This is a genomic window from Fusibacter sp. QWL-12, from assembly GCF_058683495.1.
In genome coordinates this window covers 40,537-59,270 of the sequence record NZ_CM178745.1, presented here as the reverse complement: position 1 = coordinate 59,270, position 18,734 = coordinate 40,537, and the positions used below count along the sequence as shown (strand labels likewise).

The window sequence follows — 18,734 nt, the reverse complement described above, 5'->3', positions numbered from 1 at the left end:
AGGTGCCTCCTTTTAGGATTTTGGAAAGGTGATAAAAAGCTCATAGCCTGTCTGCGTACGGATTAAAAAGCGACCGCCTAGATCTGCGACACGCTGTTCGATGTTCTTAAGCCCGATACCGGAAGTATTCTGAACCAGTTCGTCTGGAGAAAGAATCGACTGGTTGTTCATTGAGTAGGATTGATCCTGCTCATGGGTATCGTTAAATATAATCAGCTGATAAAAGCTGGGATGCTCAATGAGTGATACACTTGCTTTAGAAGCCTTCGTGTGCTTGATGATGTTGGATAAACCCTCTTTGACGATGGCGAGTATGGCATAACTGAGCTTTGCCGATGGCGTATCGGATAGATGAAGCGTTAATCGAATCGGACAAAAGTCAAAGTCGCTGGTGATGCCCTTCAATTGACTCTCTAGATCAAGAGAAGTATCGTGCAGATCGTGGACGCTGTTTCTAAGGCTGTCCATGGCGTTGTCTAGCGAGGCTTTCATCGAAAGCAGTGCTGGATCTTCCTTATTCACTGTGAGCTGTGCGCCTATTTGCAGAAGCACACGTGTGAGCTGATGTCCAACGTGGTCGTGTATCTCCCTTGCAATTCGATTGCGCTCGTCAAGAGTGGCGAGATGAACCGACTCGTCCTGATGTTCTAGAAGCTGCCTATTTTGCTCAAGCAGCGATAGGGATAGCTCTCGCATATTATCGCTTTGCATATGTAGCTTTTCTCTGATGTGGTCATAGCTTAACGCTTGATGTTTGATAACGATTGCCATAAGCGTTAATCCGATGAGGACGAAGCTGGACGTATTAAACTGTACATCGAGTGCATAGCTAAATAATGGAAGCAACAGGATGCCAACGTCAAACGGTGCATTCAGTCGATAGTGACTGTAGCCTAGAATCGGCAGAAAAAACAGATAGTCGTGCTGATAGAGGCTGAGCAGTACATAAAATCCCAGCGCAATCCGACTAATCCAAAGCGCGTCAAAGTATAAAATGATACCGGTCGTTATGGCACATATGATAAAGGGTAAAACCGCAGTCGTATGACTGGGTAAACTCAGTTGTATCGTGATGACGGTCAGTATAATGACAGCGAATGCAGGTAGTTTCCTAATCGACAAAAGTGGCCTCCTATAGAAACAGTATAGATTCAGTTTACAGTAACAAATGAAAGGTGACAAGGTGACAAATGTCATCAGGATTCATGATGGGTGACACTGAACAGCCTGCTATTTAATCGCTATAATAAAAGTAACCTAGGAAAAAACGATTTAAAGGTTTTATCTAGTCAACTTTCAACATTCTAGCAAATAATAGAACCTGATGAAAAACGTAAATCTATAAGTAAAGGTATTCTAATCAACTCATAAATAATGATCCATTATACTATAGGAGGAAAATATGATCGTTAAAGTCAATCAACTGGTTAAACGCTACGGCGATTTGGTCGCTATCGACCATCTCAACTTTGATGTAAAAGAAGGTGAAATCTTCGGTTTGCTTGGCCCAAATGGCTCTGGCAAAACGACGACCATCAACTGTTTATTATCGTTACTCAAATACGACAAGGGCGAAATAGAGCTGTTTGGGAAATCCATGACACCTGAAGCCTACGACTTAAAACGCAACATCGGTATCGTGCTTCAAAACGTCGCTGTATTTGATGAGTTAACTGTTTATGAAAACATCGATTACTTCTGTGGCCTTTACGTCAGCGACAAAGCCAAACGTAAGACACTTGTAGAAGAAGCCATCGATTTCGTCGGACTCGAAGACTATAAAAAGTTTTATCCGAAAAAGCTCAGTGGTGGTCTATTGAGACGACTGAACATCGCTTGCGGCATTGCACATCAGCCAAAGCTCATCATACTAGATGAACCGACGGTTGCCGTCGATCCACAAAGTAGAAACAAAATCCTAGAGGGCATCCAAGAGCTCAACAGAAGAGGCGCAACCATTATCTATACCTCGCACTATATGGAAGAAGTCGAGCAGATCTGTACGCGAATTATGATTCTCGATAAGGGTAGAGTGGTGGCTACAGGCACGAAGGAACAGCTTAAAAACATGATTTCAGTCGGCGAGAAGATCACCGTTGAAGCGTATCATCCAACGCCAAGCCAGATCGAAGCAATTACAACTTTACCAAACATCATCGGCGTTGAAACCTCTGGCAATCAAATCGTCATAAGGTCAGCTGGTGGCAAAAACAATCTTGAAAATGTGCTTGAAACCTTAAAACGCGAGCAACTTAGCTACGGTAAAATCTACTCTGAGCTACCGACACTCAATGACGTTTTCCTTGAAATTACTGGCAAAGAGCTGAGAGATTAGGAGGCAATTATGTTTTTACATCTCTATAAATATCGAATTAAAACTTTACTGAGGGAACGCACACTGGTGTTTTGGACGATTCTTTTTCCGATTATACTGGCGACCTTCTTCAAAGTAGCACTGGGTGGTATCGGTCAAGCGACTTCCTTTAGTGCAATTCCAGTAGCGGTGGTGGAGGACGTGGCGACGCCTTCACAGGAAGCGTTGATTAAAACGCTACAGACACTTTCACAGGGAGAGGACGCACTCTTTGAGGTAACCTTCACAGACAGAGAGGGTGCACTTAAACTCATCGATGATAAAGCCGTATCAGGTGCGATCATTCCTGGAGAACCCAATGAACTCGTCGTCTTTAAATCAGGACTCAATCAGAGCATCCTTAAGAACTTTTTAGAACAATACGAGCAAAGCGCCAAGCTGATAGAGGGTGTTTATATGACACATCCCGAAAACGTAGAAGCTGTGATTGCAAAGCTCAATCAGGATCAAGTTTTTCTTAATCAGCTACCAATTACCGATAAAGACATCAGTGGGATGCAAATCTACTTTTATGGATTAATCGCCATGTCGTGCCTCTATGGCAGCCTATATGGTCTTGAGGAAGTCAATCGCATACAAGCAAACCTTACGCCAACCGCTGCGCGTATGAATTTACCACCGATTCACAAGATGAAGCTATTCATGGCATCGACTTTTGCTTCGATGACCGTTCACTTTGCAGGTTTGATGATTCTTCTTTTATACATTATATTTGGACTCGGCATACAGTTTGGTGACAGCTTGGGCTATATTGTGCTAGTGATTTTATTTGGCAGTATGCTAGGCGTTGCATTTGGTGCATTTGTTTCTTCGATATTTAAGAAGAGCGAAGGCATTAAAATAGGAGTCGTCCTTTTGGTTTCTATGACAGGTGCGTTTTTAGCGGGGATGATGATCGCTGAGACAAAGTACTATATCGCACAAAATGCTCCAATTGTTGCAAAACTAAACCCTGCCAATCTCTTGTCAGATGCCCTTTATAGCATCTACTATTATGATTCTATGACGCCTTACTGGTCGAGTTTATTGAGTATTATTGCTTATACCGTTGTATTTAGTGTGGCGACGTACTTCATCATAAGGAGGCGAAAATATGCCAGTCTTTAAAGTATCTATGAAAATCCTGAAAAAGAATATTCCAACCTTTTTAATCTATATGTTGGTTTTTATAATGGTTTCTGTTATTGCTACTCGAATAGAAGTCTTGTCTGGCGGGCCTGAGAACTTTTCGGATACAAAGATCAACGTCGCAGTTTTTAATGAAACGGAGACACCTCTAACGAAGAGTTTCATCAACTCCCTCAGTGAGGTTGCCAATATCGTAGAGCTGGAAGATACTGAAGAGAGCATACAAGATGCCCTATATTTTAGAGCGGTCTATATGATCGTTAGAATTCCTTCGGATTTTGGTCAAATCTCTGAAAAGGGTGAAATGGTACCGCTTGATGTTATGACCATCCCAGATGCGCCAGAAACCATTCAAGCACAAAACCATATCAATCAGTTTCTCAGACTACTATCTGCAACTAAGCTAGGTTATCCTGAGCTATCTGAGGTGGATCTCGCTTCTAAAGTGGCAGCACTTTCTACAAATGACACAGTTGTGCACATGGCTGAACAGGCTAAGCAAGGTATAGAAGGCGATCTCATGCCGTTCTTCTTTAACTACATGGCATACTCATATATGTACATCGTCATCATGGGTGTTGCAACGATCATGTTGGTGTTTGGAAGAAAAGACCTTAAAATGAGAAATATCTGTAGTCCTGTAACTGGCTATTCAAACAGTCTACAGCTTCTCGCATCAAATGGTGTATTTGCATTAATCGTTTGGATACTCTTACTTTTAGTTAGTTTTGTGATGGACTTTAGAAATGTTTTTAAGCTTAACACCATCTACTTTATGATTAATTCATTTATCTTCGGCTTAAGCATTTTAGGACTTAGCTTCCTGATTGGGAACTTGGTAAAAGGGAAACAAGCGCTTTCAGCGATCGCAGGAATCGTTACATTATCCGCATGCTTTATCAGTGGTGTATTTGTGCCTCAGGCATTTTTAGGTGAAGGCGTTTTAAAAGTTGCCAGCTTCTTCCCAACGTATTGGTACGTAAAAGGCAATCTCATGATCGGTGATCTAACGAACTTCTCAAATGGACATCTGTCGGAACTGTACAGCATTTTACTAATAGAAGGTGGATTTGCACTTGCATTTATAATGATTGCATTAGTAGTAGGTAAGCGTAAATCGCTAGAGAAGATTGGCTAAGTCGTAAGACGTCGTATTAGATCTGATTAGAAAACAAATCAGTATCAATCAAGGTGTATATTTATTTCGATATAAACAAACAACTCAAATCCGTTCAAATTAAATGTCTTGAGTATTTTGGAATCTACTGGGTATAACTATAAAGAGTATAAATGATTAGTTAAAGAAGGTGATGATATGAAAAAATACTCAAGATTTTTCCTGATGATAGCAGTCTCAACTGTGTTTATGTACATAATGATGTATTTAAACACGTATGAATTTTCGCATGTTTATTTTAGCCGTACACGTTTTTTTATGGCATTAATGATGGGGGCTGGAATGGCGTTTGTTATGCTTGGATTTATGTGGCGTATGTATAAAAACAAGCGTGTAAATGTTGCGATATTAATCACAAGTGTGGTGGTGTTTTTCTCATCTTTATATATGGTCAGAAGTCAATCTACCGTCGATGATGTATCTTGGATGAAGGCAATGATACCACATCACTCAATTGCAATTTTGACGAGCGAGCGCGCAAATATATCTGACCCTAGAGTAAGGGCATTAGCCGATCAAATAATCGAAGCTCAAGAACGAGAAATCCAAGAAATGAAAAACTTAATTAAAGAACTTGAATAACAAGAAAGTTGGTAGTGACAATATGTTTCTATCAACTTTTTTATTTTACCGCTTCTGAACTGTGCTATAATTCTCCTAGTAACATCACTAAGATTAACGCATCAGCAAGAGGAGCAATTATGATCAATGAACTAAAGAACAAACAACACGAAAAGAAATTTGGTATAAAGGAAGTTTTAAAATATATAGGACCAGGATTACTGGTTACCGTCGGCTTCATCGATCCTGGTAATTGGGCATCCAATATAGCTGCAGGATCGACCTACGGGTACAAGCTCCTGTGGATGGTAACTTTATCGACGATCATGCTGGTCGTATTACAGCACAACGTTGCGCATCTTGGAATCGTCACCAATGAGTGCTTGTCAGAGTCAGCAACGCGACATTTAAAGCCTTGGGCGTCTAAAATCATCCTCTCAACGGGGATAATGGCGGCTATTTCTACAGCTTTAGCGGAAATATTGGGAGGTGCAATTGCTTTAAACATGCTCTTTAGAGTCCCAATTAAGATTGGATCAGTAATGGTTTTTGGTCTGATCGTTTACATGCTCTTATCGAACTCGTATTTTAAGCTTGAGAACTGGATCATTGGATTTGTGTCTATCATTGGACTATCCTTTTTATATGAATTGAGCCTAGTGAATGTCAATTGGGGCGCGGCAGCAACAGGATGGGTATCGGTTAGCATTCCAGAAGGCTCTATGCCGATCGTTATGTCTGTTTTAGGCGCTGTCGTTATGCCACATAACCTTTTTTTACATTCTGAAATCATTCAAAGCCGTCAGTGGAATCTTCAAGATGAAAGTGTGATCAAAAAGCAATTGTCATTTGAGTTTTTAGATACGCTCTTTTCTATGGGGGTAGGCTGGGCAATTAACAGTGCGATGATTATACTTGCCGCAACCACTTTCTTTGCAGATAAAATTCACGTAGAAGAGCTTTCGATCGCGAAGAACATGCTTGAGCCCCTCGCAGGCTCGGGAGCAGCTTTAGTCTTTGCCATCGCATTATTATTTTCAGGTATTTCCTCTACGATCACTGCTGGCATGGCAGGAGGTTCAATATTTGCTGGAATGTTTGGCGAACCATATAACATCGAGGACATACATTCAAAATTTGGTGTCATCGGCATCTTGGGGATTGCAACCTTGATTATCTTTTTAATTCAAGATTCATTTAAGGGGCTTATCTACAGTCAGATGATGCTAAGCATTCAGTTACCAATCACAGTGTTTCTTCAGATCTATCTGACGTCATCTGAAAAGGTCATGGGGAAGTATAAGAATCCATTGTCTACAAAATTAGTTTTAATAGCAATCGGTGTTATATTAACGGTATTAAACATTATGCTATTTGCTAGCTTTATTTAAATTTTGATAAATAAAACCTCAGTCATTACCTATTTAGAGGTTCATCATGTGCAATACCGTTTTATAAAAACAGTTGATGGCATGAGAGACCTAACATAGATCAAGGACTGAGGTTTTTAGTTATGTTATAATTATTACATATTATATTAGTTCGCAGTTTAAGCCTGCGTTTTGTATCATTTGTTTATCGCTTTCAACATCGCTACCGAGCGTCGTTAAGAAGTTGCCAACCAATGCCGCATTGACGCCAGATTCAAAGCCCTTTTGTTGAAGGTGTTTTAAAGCCATTCTACCACCCGCATATCTGATACTAACATCTTTGAGTGCATAGCGGTAAAGCGCAAGTGTCAACAAGATTTCTTCTGGTGAAAGTACGGTTTGATTTTCCATAGGCGTACCAGCTATAGGCATCAAAACATTAACTGGTACAGATTTGATGCCTAATGTTCTGATCTCAATCGCCATTTGAAGTCTTTCTTGTATGGATTCACCCATGCCGATAATACCGCCGCAGCAAAGGTCTAATCCCGCTGCTTGAACGTTCTTTATCGTATCCAGTCGATCTTCATAGCTGTGTGTACTACAGATGAAATCGTATCTTTCTGACGCCGTTTCAACATTATGATGGTACATAGAGACCCCTGCAGCCTTAAGTTTTTCAAGCTCTGACTTTGTCGCCAAACCATGAGAGGCACACAGCTTTAAATTTGTATCTTGCTTTAAACGACTGTAGATTGAAACCAAATCATCTATAAAGCCCTCTGAGGCAATGGAACGACCACTGGTTACAAGGGAAAAACGGTGTGCGCCTGACGCTTCCACTTCCTTAGCCTTAGCTAAAATAGTTTCGTAGTTGAGGAGCTCATAGCTATCACAAGTTGTGTTATAATGCGCTGACTGTGCACAATACTTACAGTCCTCAGAACATTTTCCCGATTTTGCACTTAAAATGGTGCACAGATCCACATGATTGCCCATGTATTGATCGCGAATTTGATTGGCACCAGCAGAGATGAGATCAAAGTAAGCAATATCAGACATACCAATTTCATAGAGCTTGACAAGTTCTGTTAGAGGCAGGTCTTTTCCATCGAGCACAAGTGTTGTACAAGTATGAATAAAACTTCTATTTGCGATACTATTTTTTTCTGCCATCATTAAGCAAGTTCCTTTTTAGAATAGAGACCGGCTTGTTTCAGTCTTGGAATTAAGAGCGAAGAGATATAAGCAGCAACAATTAAAAGTACAAAGTCTTTAATCATATAAGGCACCATAATTTTGAAAATTGCAGATAATGCCATTGGTGTACCAACATATAGATTTTTAATCATATAGAAATAGATGTTTCCGAAAATGTACGTAAATGCAAAGCCAATCAACGAGATTCCGATGAGCTTAATGAGGGTTAACTTCGAAGTGCGTTCTGCAAGGTACCCTAAAATGAGTGAACAAAATGCAAAGCCAATTAGATACCCAAAAGTCGGGTTGAAGATATATTGGAAGCCACCGCCATATGTGAACACCGGGAGGCCGATTAGTCCCATGGCAATGTACAATAATTGTGAAATAAAACCGTTTCTAGCACCGAGTAGTAAACCAGCAAAAATGCTAAAAAAGAGCTGGAAAGTGATTGGTACAGCTGAAAATGGAATACTAACCTTAGCACCAACAAACATAAGTGCTGTAAACAAAGGAATCATAGTTAAATCTCTTGTGGTTAATTTCATAAAACGCTCCTGATTGATAAATTTGTTATTACGTTAACAGTATAGAGGTGCTAAAAAGAAATGTCAACTACAAAAAAATAAAGGTTAACAATAGAGAAAGGTTGTTAACCAAAAAAACAAAAAACCGGCAACTATGCGGAAACCTTGGGGTTTGGGGGTGGTTTCACGGAGCATAGCTACTGGTTCAGAGTTGGTTTTTTTATAGCTTTACTATAGCACTTAGTGCTTTCAATATCATGAGAATTTCATTAGAATTCTGTTAACTGAATATTGAATTTGTATTACAAACAGACAGCTTTCAGTAAAACTGTTATAATTGAATCATAATTTTTATAAAGACTCATAGTTTCTATAAAAGCATATTTTACATAATCCGTTTTATTTTCCAAAGGAGGTATTTTAGTATGAAGGTGTTGGAACGATACAAGCTAAAGCTGGATACTTTTTTAGAAGCGCCAGATCTACAAACTAAGGTATCGCTTTTTTTTAATTACTTTGAAAAGAGTGATATTTATCAACATACCACTGAGGTACTTGAAGAACTAGAACAACATAAGGTAAGATATGCAATCGATGACACCACCTATGAGCGATGCAAAACGGGTGTCCTACTTCATGATGTCGGTAGAGTTGTCCAAATGGAAGAGGTGTTTGACTTTTGTGAGTCCTTTGGATACATCGCCACAAGCTGTGAGAAAAATGCACCTGGAATCATGCACCAAATCTGTTCTAGATTTTTAGCTGAGTTTGTTTTTGATATAAAAGATGATGCCGTACTTGAAGCCATCGAGTGTCATACCACTTTAAAAGCGGAACCTTCATTAATCGCAAAATTGGTACACCTATCTGATAAGACCAGTTGGAAGGAAAAAGAGGATCAGCCACTTGTTAAAAAATTGCGAGAAGCAACTGATTTAGATGAGGCACTATTCATTTATCAAAAACATATGTATGACCAAAGACATGAGATGAAGTGTTATCATCCATGGTCCTATGCTGCCTATTTAATTCTAAAGGAAAAAGTAGAAGGACTTATGCTGTGTGAGGAGAGTGAATAATGATTAGAAAAGCGCTTCTTGGGGATTATAAAGCCATACATGAAATTGTCGGCCTTGCAGTACCTGAAGAAAAACAAGGAATGGGAATCGGAAAGGCTTTGGTTGACCACACTTTAGCCTTATCTAAACAAACGGGAATCAAAATCAGAGTCAGATGTAACATAGCTCGAGAAAAATCCAATCAGTTTTATGTTAAGGCAAATTTTAATAAGATTAAAACGCAAAACATTTATGAGTATATGCCTAAATAAGTAATTGCGGACTTAAATCACTCTAAACTATTTATTAATAAAGAATATAATAGTCGAGTATATGTAGAGAAAGGAATTATAATGAGTTTAGAACAAGACAATAAAAATAATGAAGAATCAGCTGCAAATGAAAATATAAATGCAGAAAAAAATACAACTACAAACAATAATGCAACTGATAACAATAATACGAAGGAAAAGAAAGCCTATCAAAATGGCTCTTTTATTGGTATAGGGATTGCTTTAGGTGTTGCTTATGGGATTATATTTGATAATCTGGCTTTAGGTATAGCAATAGGGGTTGCGATAGGAGTGGCATTAGACAGCAATCAACAAAAGCGCAATAAAGATAAGTAATGAGGTGATGTCGTGTTACATATGATGATTGAACAAACACAAAACTATCAATATAGAGTCAAGTATGACCCAGATTCTAAACGCTTCATTGAAACCGATGATATGAGTTTGTTTTTTGCTAGAAACTTTCCTTATCCCTATGGCTGGCTGGTTGAATCAGGAACACCACCAGATGAACATCTGGATGTCATTTTGATTTCAGAAGAGGAATATGAGCTAGGTGATTTATTAGAAATTAAAGTGATTGGCGTGTTTATAAGAAAGGATCAGGATCACAAGCTAATTGCAGTGCGAACCTGTGATGAAGTGGAAACCATTAGACATTTATCCCCTGTAGCACTAGAAGCACTCATGAGACTTTATCCTCATGTTGATGAGGGTGAGGGGTGGTTTGATGAAATCAAGGCAATGGCAGTAATTGATAATTTTTTGGAAACAAATAAGGTGATTTGAAATTTCAAGGTTGAACAAGGTGGGTGCAATTCCACCTTGTTCTTATTTTTTTGACCTTAAAGTTAAAAAATAGATGGCATCATTCTTGCGATATAGAGTTATATCAAAATTATTTGGGAGGATTTCATGAAAAAAATTATTGCAATCGTGCTTCTAATTTTATTAATGAGTACATCAATGGTTTATGCAGAAAATGGTACATCAATCTCAAAAGGTTCTTTAATGATTGTCGGAGGCGCGCTTAGAGCAGATACAGATGATGTGTATGATACGTTTATAGAGAAGGCTGGTGGCATTAATAAGGCAAAAATAGGGATCATTCCTGCTGCAAGTGGTAGCCCAAATAAATACAGTCAACTTTTTATTCAAGATATGGTTAGCAGAGGGTTAGACCCTTCTCAAGTCGTGATTATTCCGATCGCTATAGTGGATGATAGTAAAACTGAAGGCGTTGATGAGTCTGAATGGAAAAACAATGGAAATGATGCAAATATCAGTGCTATGATATCGGATTTGACTGGCATCTGGTTTTTAGGCGGTGATCAACTTAGGATTACGGATACACTAATTAATGAAGATGGTACAGATACACTTGCGCTAGCAGAATTAAGAAAGGTATTGAATAACGGAGCAGTTATTGCAGGTACAAGTGCAGGTGCGGCGATCATGAGTGACTTGATGATTGCAGGGGGAGATAGCTATTCTGCATTAAAATATGGTTACACTGAGGATTTTGACAGAGCAACATTGGATTATCAAAACGAAGGTGGATTGGTTACCACAAAGGGCTTAGGCTTTTTTAAGTTGGGTATCGTAGATCAGCATTTCGACAGAAAAGCACGTCTAGGTCGATTGGTAGTAACCGCTTTTGATAATAAATCAAAATGGACAAAAGCATTTGGTGTAGAAGAAAATACAGCAATGGTAGTCGATTTGGACACGCAAATGATCAGTGTTGCAGGTACTGGTGGTGTGGTCATCGTCGATGTTAGCCAAGCGACAAATTTAAACGGTTATGAGAATATTTTAGTATCCTATATTGAAGGAAATGATCAATACGATTTATCAAGTTCAGTTGCTATGATGGATGAAGATAAATATACGACGGTTGGTTACGAATATATGTACACAGAGCAAACGCTATGGGGTGGTCCATTATCGCCAAACAGCAGCTTGAAAAATTTGATCGCTTTTGAATTAGTAGATAATGAAGCGAAAAATGAGATATCAACCTATCTACTAGGAGAAGATTTTTCTGGATTTGAATTTGATTTTAATATGGGTGAGTTATCAGAGGGCTATTGGGGACAATCGGGTGCGGCAGATTTATATTCTTTTGAAAACATAGTCTTAGACATTCATCCGATAGCACTACAAAAACTATCTGAAACAGTAGGTAGAACACATAGAGTAGTATCCGGTGACGTGCTTTGGAAAATAGCTGAAAAGTATAATGTCACAATAGAACAGATCATAAAAAATAATAATTTAAGCAATCCTAACTTAATCCAAATTGGACAAATTTTAAGGATTGATTAGGAGTGAAATGAGTATTGACCTATCAGATAAAATATTAAGCTTTATTACTACTTTTGGCATTAATGTAGAAAAACTCAAGCTTGACCTGGGTGATATAGAATCATATGCTAAGCAAATAAAATTGCATTCAGATGATCAAAATCAAATTTCAAATTTATTGATTGAGTCATTTGTAAAAATCGCGCATTTGGGAGAGACGTTTGATCATGCTTTCACCAATTTGCGTGATGCGCTCGAAGCATCAAAGCACACTATTGATAAGAACAATCTTTCATTTACCTACGAAATTAATAGCTTAGAAACTCTAAATAACGAGTTGTTGCAGAGCTTAAATACGGTAGAGGAATTTCAAAAGTCTACAGTAAAATCTAAAGAACTTGTTGAAAGAATTAAAAAAGTAAATCGTCAGACGGATTTGCTGTCACTTAATGCGAGTATTGAAGCAGCAAGAGCAGGTACCTATGGCAGAGGCTTCTCAGTTGTTGCAGATGAAGTAAGGAAGTTATCGATAGAAACGAGTGAGATAACAAAAGCTTTAACTCAATATCTAGAAACCTTATATCATCAGTCAACACAAGTTAAAGTTGAAACCATGAATAAAGTTAATGAAATTAGTCAACGTACTAAAAGCATGCTCTTAAAACTTGATGATAACATTAAAATCAAAATGGTTATTAATCAACTAAGTGAAATGGGGATAGATGTCTCAACCATTAATTCTTCGATCCTAACAGAAATTGACAAAGTAGATAATTTGAGCTTGAATTTAAGCAGTAATACGACCCTTATTGGTAATTCATTAGGTGCCATAAATAATTATATTTCAGAAGAACTTGATGCGATAAGCGTCCTATCTAAAGCGGTCAATGAAATTGAATCTGTTGGATTAGAAATGGTTAAAACAAAACAAACAAACGAAGAGAAAATTATTGTCGCAACATCACCCTATGAGCCCTATATTATTTATGAAAATCAATCTTTTAAAGGTTCAGACATCCAACTAATTAAAAATGCTTTTGAATCTAAAGGTCATCAAGTAGAGTTTAAGTTAGTGCCTTGGGGAACTTCAATTGAAATGATTAGAGAGGGCATTTCAACGGTTCTACCAACAATAAGTTATAACAAGGAAAGGGCAACTTATTTGCATTTTAGTAAATCTTATCGAAATGATACGACGTATGCCTTTTACAGTGTTAAGAGTAAGTCCATCATTATAAATCACTTAAAAGCATTAGAAGCTTATAATGTAGGTTGCGTGACAGGATATGCATACTTTAAGGATTTTAATGAAAATATTAAAATCACTAAGAAATATAGCAATAGAGACGAGGTCCTCTTTCAACAATTGTTAAAGGATAACGTCGATATCGTAATTGCGAACGAAGATGTGGGTGATTATTTATTGGATCATCTAAATCTTTGGGATATGATATTCAAACAACAGTTCAAAGTTACTGAGAAGGAAGGCTCCGATACAAGGTTGGGTTTTGTAAAAACAGAGAGAGGCCTACAGCTAATGAATGAATTCAATCAGTATATAAAAAAAGAAAAAATCGGAGGATCTAATGATTAAGTTAATTAAAAATGGAACACTATTTGCACCTGAACCTTTTGGAAAAAAGGATATATTGATTGCAGATGGTAGAATCGCTAAAATAGCTGATTGTATTGAATTAACAGCGTCAGATTTCATAGAAGTGATTGACGCATCTGATAAGTTGATTTTCCCTGGATTAATCGACAATCATGTTCATTTGCTTGGTGGCGGTGGTGAAGGTGGCTATAAAACTAGGACACCTGAGCTCATGTTTTCTGATCTGGTTAAAGGTGGGATTACAACCGTTGTCGGATGCATTGGAACAGATGGTATAACACGACAGATGACCTCGTTAGTCGCTAAGGCTAGAGGCTTGTCTGAAGAGGGAATTACAGCCTTTATCTATACGGGTTCTTATAGAGTCCCTGTTGCTGGATTGACTGAGAGTATTCAGAAGGACATCATGATGATTCCTGAGGTTATCGGTGTTGGGGAAGTCGCTATATCAGATCATCGAAGCTCATCGCCAACACATGACGAGCTTGCGAGAGTTGCTTCAGATGCAAGAGTCGGAGGTATCTTATCCGGAAAAGCTGGCATAGTGAATTTTCATCTTGGAGATGGAAAAAATGGGCTTCAACAACTGATTCAACTGGTAGAAAGAACCGAACTACCAAAAACGCAATTTTTACCAACACATGCAAATCGCAATGGTACATTGTTTCAACAGGCGATTGCGTATGCAAAAGAGGGTGGCTTTATTGATTTTACAACATCAACAGTGCCGAAATTCATTGAAGAAGGAGAGGTACCAGCTGGACAAGCATACGTCGAATGTATCAAAGCAGGTGTAGAAGCAGCTCAGATTACATTTTCATCTGATGGACAAGGGTCTTTGCCTAACTTTGACAAAGAAGGAAAACTGGTCGGACTAGATGTTGGTCGCGTAACTAGCTTGTTTGATACTTTCAGGAATTTGGTGTTTGAACATGAACTTGCAATCGACAAAGCACTGATGCCCATCACAATAAATCCAGCAAGACTATTAAAGCTTACTGGTAAGGGAGCAATAAGTGAGAAACTTGATGCAGATCTTTTAATTTTAGATCAGCATCAACTTGAAATCCACTCTGTTTTAGCAATGGGGCAATGGTTGATGAAGGATAAGCAAATTGTTAAAAAAGGCACATTTGAAATATAAACGAAGTGTATTTTGCTGTATAATTGAAATAATTATACAGCATTTTGCATTTCATAAATGTACCCAAAATGAGGTTTAACTAGGAGGATGGTTGATGTATAGAGTTGCTTTAATTACTGGTTCAAGAGATACAGCGGATTCGCTCTATAAGCAATTGCATTTTTTTCTTAATAATAAGGTGGATTTACATGTCTATGTGGTAGATGAAGGGTTTGACGCATTTTCGAACGAAGAATTATTTGTTTACTCTAGCCAAGCTTTATTTGATGAAGTTAAAGCTTTTAAGGGGGTACCTAATGGCAAAATTATCATTGGGCATAGAACGATTAATTATGATTCACTTGAAGAAATTGTTGATATCTCAAGTGGAGAAAAGGTTCTATTGGTTAACGATGTTGAAAAAAGTGCAAAGGAAGTCGAACTTGCCTTAAACGCATTGGGGTTAAATCAAATGTCCTTAGAGATCTACTATCCTGGGCTTGAGATAGACATAAGTGAATATGAAACAGCTATAACACCAGGGGAATTGAGCTTAGTCCCGAATCATATTAAGCGAACGATTGATATTGGCTCTAGAGTATTCGATTTTAAGACAATAGCGAGAATTTTAACCGCTTTAAATCTACTTGAGGAATCATCGGTGCCTTTTTCAAAGATGTATCATGAAAAAATAATTAATATTGCAAGAAACCTATCCAACTCTAAAGCGGAAATTTCTAGACTTAATGCAAACCTAAGTCATGTTATTGAGAGCTTAAATGCTGGTTTACTAATGGTTAATTCAGAAAATAAACTTGTCTTTATAAACGATTACATGAGAAAGGTTTTGAGACTGGGTTCGCATTCCTTTGAAGGTAAAACTATAGAGAAAGTAGTTCACAATAGAAAATTACAGGCTTTTATACAAGATAAAAATGATTTTGAAGAGATTGAACTTACATTGGATGCCAATACCTATTCAGTTTCAAAGTTCCTGCTTTCTAATGACCACCTAACTGGGATCACTCTTAAAGCGACAAGCAATAATTTAAACAAAACCGAAATTACTAAGAAAGGTTATATTGCAAAATATTCAGTTGAAGATATTGTAGGGAGTTCGATAGCGATTAAGAAGCTTAAAGGTATATTGCCTAAGCTCGCTATAACAGAGATGAATCTTTTAATTACTGGAGAAAGCGGAACTGGGAAGGAGTTGCTAGCAAGTGCAATTCACAATTTATCCTCTCGAGCAAATGCTCCATTCCTAGCAGTTAATTTTAGTGCATTATCCGATGAGTTGATTGAAAGTGAACTTTTTGGCTACGTCGAAGGTGCTTTTACAGGGGCGAAAAAAGGGGGAAAACTGGGTCTCTTTGAAGAAGCGAATGGAGGTACGATATTTTTAGATGAGATTGGAGATATTTCATTAAAGGTGCAATCCAGATTGCTGAGAGTGCTTGAAGAGAGAGAAATCATGCCTCTTGGAAGTGCGGAAATTAAACCGATTGACGTTAGAGTGATAGCAGCAACAAATAAAAACTTAAAAAAGATGGTTGAAGAGAAGACGTTTCGAGAGGACTTATATTTTAGACTTAAAATGGGAACTTTACACCTTCCACCTCTGAATCAAAGGAGAGAAGACATTCCGCTAATTGTTAATCATCTAGTAAACGTAATGTCCACTACTCCGATTGAACTAGACGATGGTTTAATGAAAGCTCTATATAGTTATGATTGGCCCGGAAACATTAGAGAGCTTAAAAATACAGTAAGTTATATGCTTGCAGTGAGAGATAGCAACTATTTAACCATTGAAGATGTTCCAGATGAGATTTTTGGTGATACGAACACCGTATCTTATGAAACACAAGAATTTAGTTCTAGATTATTTGTAGATATTCTATCTGATGAGGAAGCCTACTTTTTGAAGTTAATTGATCGAATGTTAAATGATGACGTTTCCATTTCTAGAACAGTTTTAGCTCACATCAGTCAAACAAGTCCATATAAAAGAACAGAAAACCAAGTTAGAAGGATATTAATACAGTTATCTAATCATGGAATGATTACTTTATCCAAAGGAAGACATGGTATTAAGCTGACACAAAATGCAAAAGACGTTATTATATCAAGGGGATAAAGGTGGAATGAGGTGAACGACTGTAAATTAAGGTGAATGCGAACAACCTCAATATGCCTAATGGTTGCTAATTTTAGTTGAAATAGGCTAAAAATGTATTGAAAATGTTGGCATCAATATTGCGTATATTGTTTGTGACTATCTTTTAAAGGGGGATTACTATGTCGAACAAACAATGGCGAATGCCAGACACGTATGTCATTATTTTCTTTATTGTTTTATTAGCGGCCATCGCAACCTACGTTATTCCAACTGGATTTTTCAATGTGGAATATGTTGTAAGCGATGCACAGGATCAGCAAGTTGCAATAGTTTTAGATGGTGAAGTTAAAGACATTGATTTAAATGGCGTGACTTACACGGTTGATGCTACAGATTCAGGACGAACTTATGTGTTCATTGGAGAAGAAGAAATTGGCAGCATTAAGAAATCTAAAGCAGCAGCACTTGAGCTTGATGGTGGAAAAGTTGTTCAGCAGTATGCAAGCTTTGTCAATACTGGCGAAACCAAATCTATCAAGCTATTTGAAAAATGGGGCGATGTGGGCTTCTTGAATTACATGTTTGAAGGTCTTGTAAGTGGAGATAAATGGGGGTCGGCAGTTGGTGTCGTTGCATTTATTCTGGTTGTTGGTGGTGCATTTGGTATCATCATTAAAACTGGCGCAGTAGATGCGGGCATTATTAATATTATCTCTAAATATAAGCAAGCAGATATGATTTTAATTCCAGCGCTATTTGTTGCTTTTTCAGCAGGTGGTGCCATTTTTGGAATGGGTGAAGAAGCGATCCCATTTGCTATGATTGTTGTTCCTCTGATGATTTCATTAGGTTATGATGCAATTGTCGGTATACTCATTACCTATGGTGCAACTCAAATAGGATTTGCTACTTCTTGGATGAATCCTTTCTCAGTTGCGATCGCTCAGGGGATTGCAGGGATTCAAGTAGGCTCAGGTTCTGGCTTTAGAGTATTCATGTGGGTTGTATTTACCATAATTGGTATTGCTATTACAATGATTTATGGCAAGAAAATTAAAAAAGATCCAAAATTATCTGTTGCTTATGAGTCGGACACAGCTTATCGTGAAGAGTTCTCAAATAAATCGTTAGATGATCATAAGATGAAATTGGGTCACGTACTAGTATTATTGACAATCCTCTTAGGAATCGTTTGGACAATTTGGGGGGTTCAAAAGCATGGTTACTATATCCCAGAAATCGCTACTGTATTCTTTACAATGGGTCTTGTTTCAGGGATCATTGGTGTCATTTTCAAACTCAACCAAATGACAGTCAATTCAATCGCAGAATCGTTTAAAGATGGCGCTAAAGATCTTGTAGGTGCTGCACTTGTTGTTGGTATGGCACAAGGTATCGTTTTAGTACTTGGACATAGCTCAGCTAACTCAGAATCGGTCCTAAACACAATCTTAAATGGCATGGCAGGAACCTTAGGAGGGTTACCAGCAATGATCACAGGTTGGTTAATGTATGTTATGCAGTCAGTATTTAACTTCTTTGTTGTATCAGGTTCAGGACAAGCAGCCCTTACTATGCCTTTAATGGCACCATTGTCAGAACTTCTTGGTGTAACAAAGCAAGTCGCAGTTTTGGCATTCCAGCTTGGCGATGGCTTTACTAACTTAATCGTACCTACTTCTGGTTGTCTTATGGGCGTACTTGGTGTTGCAAGACTTGATTGGAACAAGTGGTTTAAGTTCCAATGGAAATTCCAATTGTTATTGTTCGGATTTGGTTCAATCTTTGTCATTGCAGCGGTTATAATTGGTCTTGCATAGAAAGATTAATCTAAGTACTGGGTGATTCAATCACTTGACCTCTCTCTAATGGGTTTGTT

At 38.0% G+C, this 18,734-nt stretch carries 17 protein-coding genes; 14 read left to right on the top strand and 3 right to left on the bottom strand.

Annotation, left to right across the window (positions count from 1 at the left end; translation table 11 throughout):
• Positions 1–12: 12 nt before the first annotated feature.
• Positions 13–1,122 carry a sensor histidine kinase gene (locus AC4PID_RS00340; protein ID WP_492133593.1) on the bottom strand — a complete coding sequence of 370 codons (1,110 nt, stop codon included), beginning with the start codon at positions 1,120–1,122 and terminating at the stop codon, positions 13–15.
• A gap of 280 nt (positions 1,123–1,402) precedes the next feature.
• Here AC4PID_RS00340 and AC4PID_RS00335 point away from each other — a divergent pair, with 280 nt between their 5' ends.
• The 5 genes from AC4PID_RS00335 (at position 1,403) to AC4PID_RS00315 (ending at position 6,631) form a co-directional block, all read left to right on the top strand.
• Positions 1,403–2,335 (top strand): ABC transporter ATP-binding protein, encoded by a 933-nt coding sequence (locus AC4PID_RS00335; RefSeq protein ID WP_492133592.1) that lies wholly within the window; start codon positions 1,403–1,405, stop codon positions 2,333–2,335.
• 9 nt (positions 2,336–2,344) lie between these two features.
• On the top strand, positions 2,345–3,481 hold the full coding sequence (locus AC4PID_RS00330; protein ID WP_492133591.1) for an ABC transporter permease: 1,137 nt from the start codon (positions 2,345–2,347) through the stop codon (positions 3,479–3,481).
• Positions 3,468–4,640, top strand: coding sequence for an ABC transporter permease (locus AC4PID_RS00325; protein ID WP_492133590.1), 1,173 nt, complete (start codon positions 3,468–3,470; stop codon positions 4,638–4,640). The genes AC4PID_RS00330 and AC4PID_RS00325 overlap by 14 nt, the downstream gene beginning before the upstream one ends.
• A gap of 297 nt (positions 4,641–4,937) precedes the next feature.
• Positions 4,938–5,261, top strand: coding sequence for a DUF305 domain-containing protein (locus tag AC4PID_RS00320; protein ID WP_492133589.1), 324 nt, complete (start codon positions 4,938–4,940; stop codon positions 5,259–5,261).
• Positions 5,262–5,380: 119 nt separating this feature from the next.
• The gene (locus AC4PID_RS00315) at positions 5,381–6,631 is read left to right on the top strand and encodes an Nramp family divalent metal transporter (protein ID WP_492133588.1); all 1,251 of its coding nucleotides are present in this window, start codon (positions 5,381–5,383) and stop codon (positions 6,629–6,631) included.
• Positions 6,632–6,772: 141 nt separating this feature from the next.
• On the opposite strand, the gene bioB is transcribed toward AC4PID_RS00315, so the two are convergent.
• Both bioB and AC4PID_RS00305 read right to left on the bottom strand, forming a co-directional pair.
• A complete protein-coding gene (gene bioB, locus AC4PID_RS00310; RefSeq protein ID WP_492133587.1) occupies positions 6,773–7,789 on the bottom strand; it encodes a biotin synthase BioB in 1,017 nt (338 codons plus the stop codon).
• Complete coding sequence (locus AC4PID_RS00305) at positions 7,789–8,358, bottom strand: biotin transporter BioY (protein ID WP_492133586.1); 570 nt, start codon at positions 8,356–8,358, stop codon at positions 7,789–7,791. Before AC4PID_RS00305 ends, bioB begins: the two co-directional genes overlap by 1 nt.
• Before the next feature lie 404 nt (positions 8,359–8,762).
• On the opposite strand from AC4PID_RS00305, the gene AC4PID_RS00300 reads away from it, so the two are divergent.
• The 9 genes from AC4PID_RS00300 to yfcC all read left to right on the top strand — a co-directional run bounded on the left by AC4PID_RS00300 (position 8,763) and on the right by yfcC (position 18,675).
• A complete protein-coding gene (locus tag AC4PID_RS00300) occupies positions 8,763–9,416 on the top strand; it encodes an HD domain-containing protein (protein WP_492133585.1) in 654 nt (217 codons plus the stop codon).
• Entirely contained in the window at positions 9,416–9,667 is a 252-nt protein-coding gene (locus AC4PID_RS00295) for a GNAT family N-acetyltransferase (protein ID WP_492133584.1), read from the top strand. The genes AC4PID_RS00300 and AC4PID_RS00295 overlap by 1 nt, the downstream gene beginning before the upstream one ends.
• Positions 9,668–9,748: 81 nt before the next feature.
• Complete coding sequence (locus AC4PID_RS00290) at positions 9,749–10,024, top strand: glycine zipper domain-containing protein (protein WP_492133583.1); 276 nt, start codon at positions 9,749–9,751, stop codon at positions 10,022–10,024.
• Between the two features lie 21 nt (positions 10,025–10,045).
• Complete coding sequence (locus AC4PID_RS00285) at positions 10,046–10,477, top strand: inorganic diphosphatase (protein WP_492135402.1); 432 nt, start codon at positions 10,046–10,048, stop codon at positions 10,475–10,477.
• Between the two features lie 126 nt (positions 10,478–10,603).
• Positions 10,604–12,016 (top strand): cyanophycinase, encoded by a 1,413-nt coding sequence (locus AC4PID_RS00280; protein WP_492133582.1) that lies wholly within the window; start codon positions 10,604–10,606, stop codon positions 12,014–12,016.
• A 7-nt stretch (positions 12,017–12,023) separates the two neighbouring features.
• Positions 12,024–13,589, top strand: a complete 1,566-nt coding sequence (locus AC4PID_RS00275) for a methyl-accepting chemotaxis protein (protein ID WP_492133581.1) — start codon at positions 12,024–12,026, stop codon at positions 13,587–13,589.
• Positions 13,582–14,754: a beta-aspartyl-peptidase gene (iadA, locus tag AC4PID_RS00270; protein WP_492133580.1), complete on the top strand. Its 1,173-nt coding sequence runs from the start codon at positions 13,582–13,584 to the stop codon at positions 14,752–14,754. Before AC4PID_RS00275 ends, iadA begins: the two co-directional genes overlap by 8 nt.
• 94 nt (positions 14,755–14,848) lie before the next feature.
• Entirely contained in the window at positions 14,849–16,873 is a 2,025-nt protein-coding gene (locus tag AC4PID_RS00265) for a sigma-54 interaction domain-containing protein (RefSeq protein WP_492133579.1), read from the top strand.
• 161 nt (positions 16,874–17,034) lie between these two features.
• Positions 17,035–18,675 (top strand): putative basic amino acid antiporter YfcC, encoded by a 1,641-nt coding sequence (yfcC, locus tag AC4PID_RS00260; RefSeq protein ID WP_492133578.1) that lies wholly within the window; start codon positions 17,035–17,037, stop codon positions 18,673–18,675.
• Positions 18,676–18,734 lie beyond the last annotated feature (59 nt).

Coding starts and splice junctions, on each gene's coding strand:
- AC4PID_RS00335 (WP_492133592.1), top strand. CDS start 1,403: ATGATCGTTAAAGTCAATCAACTGGTTAAACGCTACGGCGATTTGGTC.
- AC4PID_RS00330 (WP_492133591.1), top strand. CDS start 2,345: ATGTTTTTACATCTCTATAAATATCGAATTAAAACTTTACTGAGGGAA.
- AC4PID_RS00325 (WP_492133590.1), top strand. CDS start 3,468: ATGCCAGTCTTTAAAGTATCTATGAAAATCCTGAAAAAGAATATTCCA.
- AC4PID_RS00320 (WP_492133589.1), top strand. CDS start 4,938: ATGGCATTAATGATGGGGGCTGGAATGGCGTTTGTTATGCTTGGATTT.
- AC4PID_RS00315 (WP_492133588.1), top strand. CDS start 5,381: ATGATCAATGAACTAAAGAACAAACAACACGAAAAGAAATTTGGTATA.
- bioB (WP_492133587.1), bottom strand. CDS start 7,789: ATGATGGCAGAAAAAAATAGTATCGCAAATAGAAGTTTTATTCATACT.
- AC4PID_RS00305 (WP_492133586.1), bottom strand. CDS start 8,358: ATGAAATTAACCACAAGAGATTTAACTATGATTCCTTTGTTTACAGCA.
- AC4PID_RS00300 (WP_492133585.1), top strand. CDS start 8,763: ATGAAGGTGTTGGAACGATACAAGCTAAAGCTGGATACTTTTTTAGAA.
- AC4PID_RS00295 (WP_492133584.1), top strand. CDS start 9,416: ATGATTAGAAAAGCGCTTCTTGGGGATTATAAAGCCATACATGAAATT.
- AC4PID_RS00290 (WP_492133583.1), top strand. CDS start 9,749: ATGAGTTTAGAACAAGACAATAAAAATAATGAAGAATCAGCTGCAAAT.
- AC4PID_RS00285 (WP_492135402.1), top strand. CDS start 10,046: ATGATGATTGAACAAACACAAAACTATCAATATAGAGTCAAGTATGAC.
- AC4PID_RS00280 (WP_492133582.1), top strand. CDS start 10,604: ATGAAAAAAATTATTGCAATCGTGCTTCTAATTTTATTAATGAGTACA.
- AC4PID_RS00275 (WP_492133581.1), top strand. CDS start 12,024: ATGAGTATTGACCTATCAGATAAAATATTAAGCTTTATTACTACTTTT.
- iadA (WP_492133580.1), top strand. CDS start 13,582: ATGATTAAGTTAATTAAAAATGGAACACTATTTGCACCTGAACCTTTT.
- AC4PID_RS00265 (WP_492133579.1), top strand. CDS start 14,849: ATGTATAGAGTTGCTTTAATTACTGGTTCAAGAGATACAGCGGATTCG.
- yfcC (WP_492133578.1), top strand. CDS start 17,035: ATGTCGAACAAACAATGGCGAATGCCAGACACGTATGTCATTATTTTC.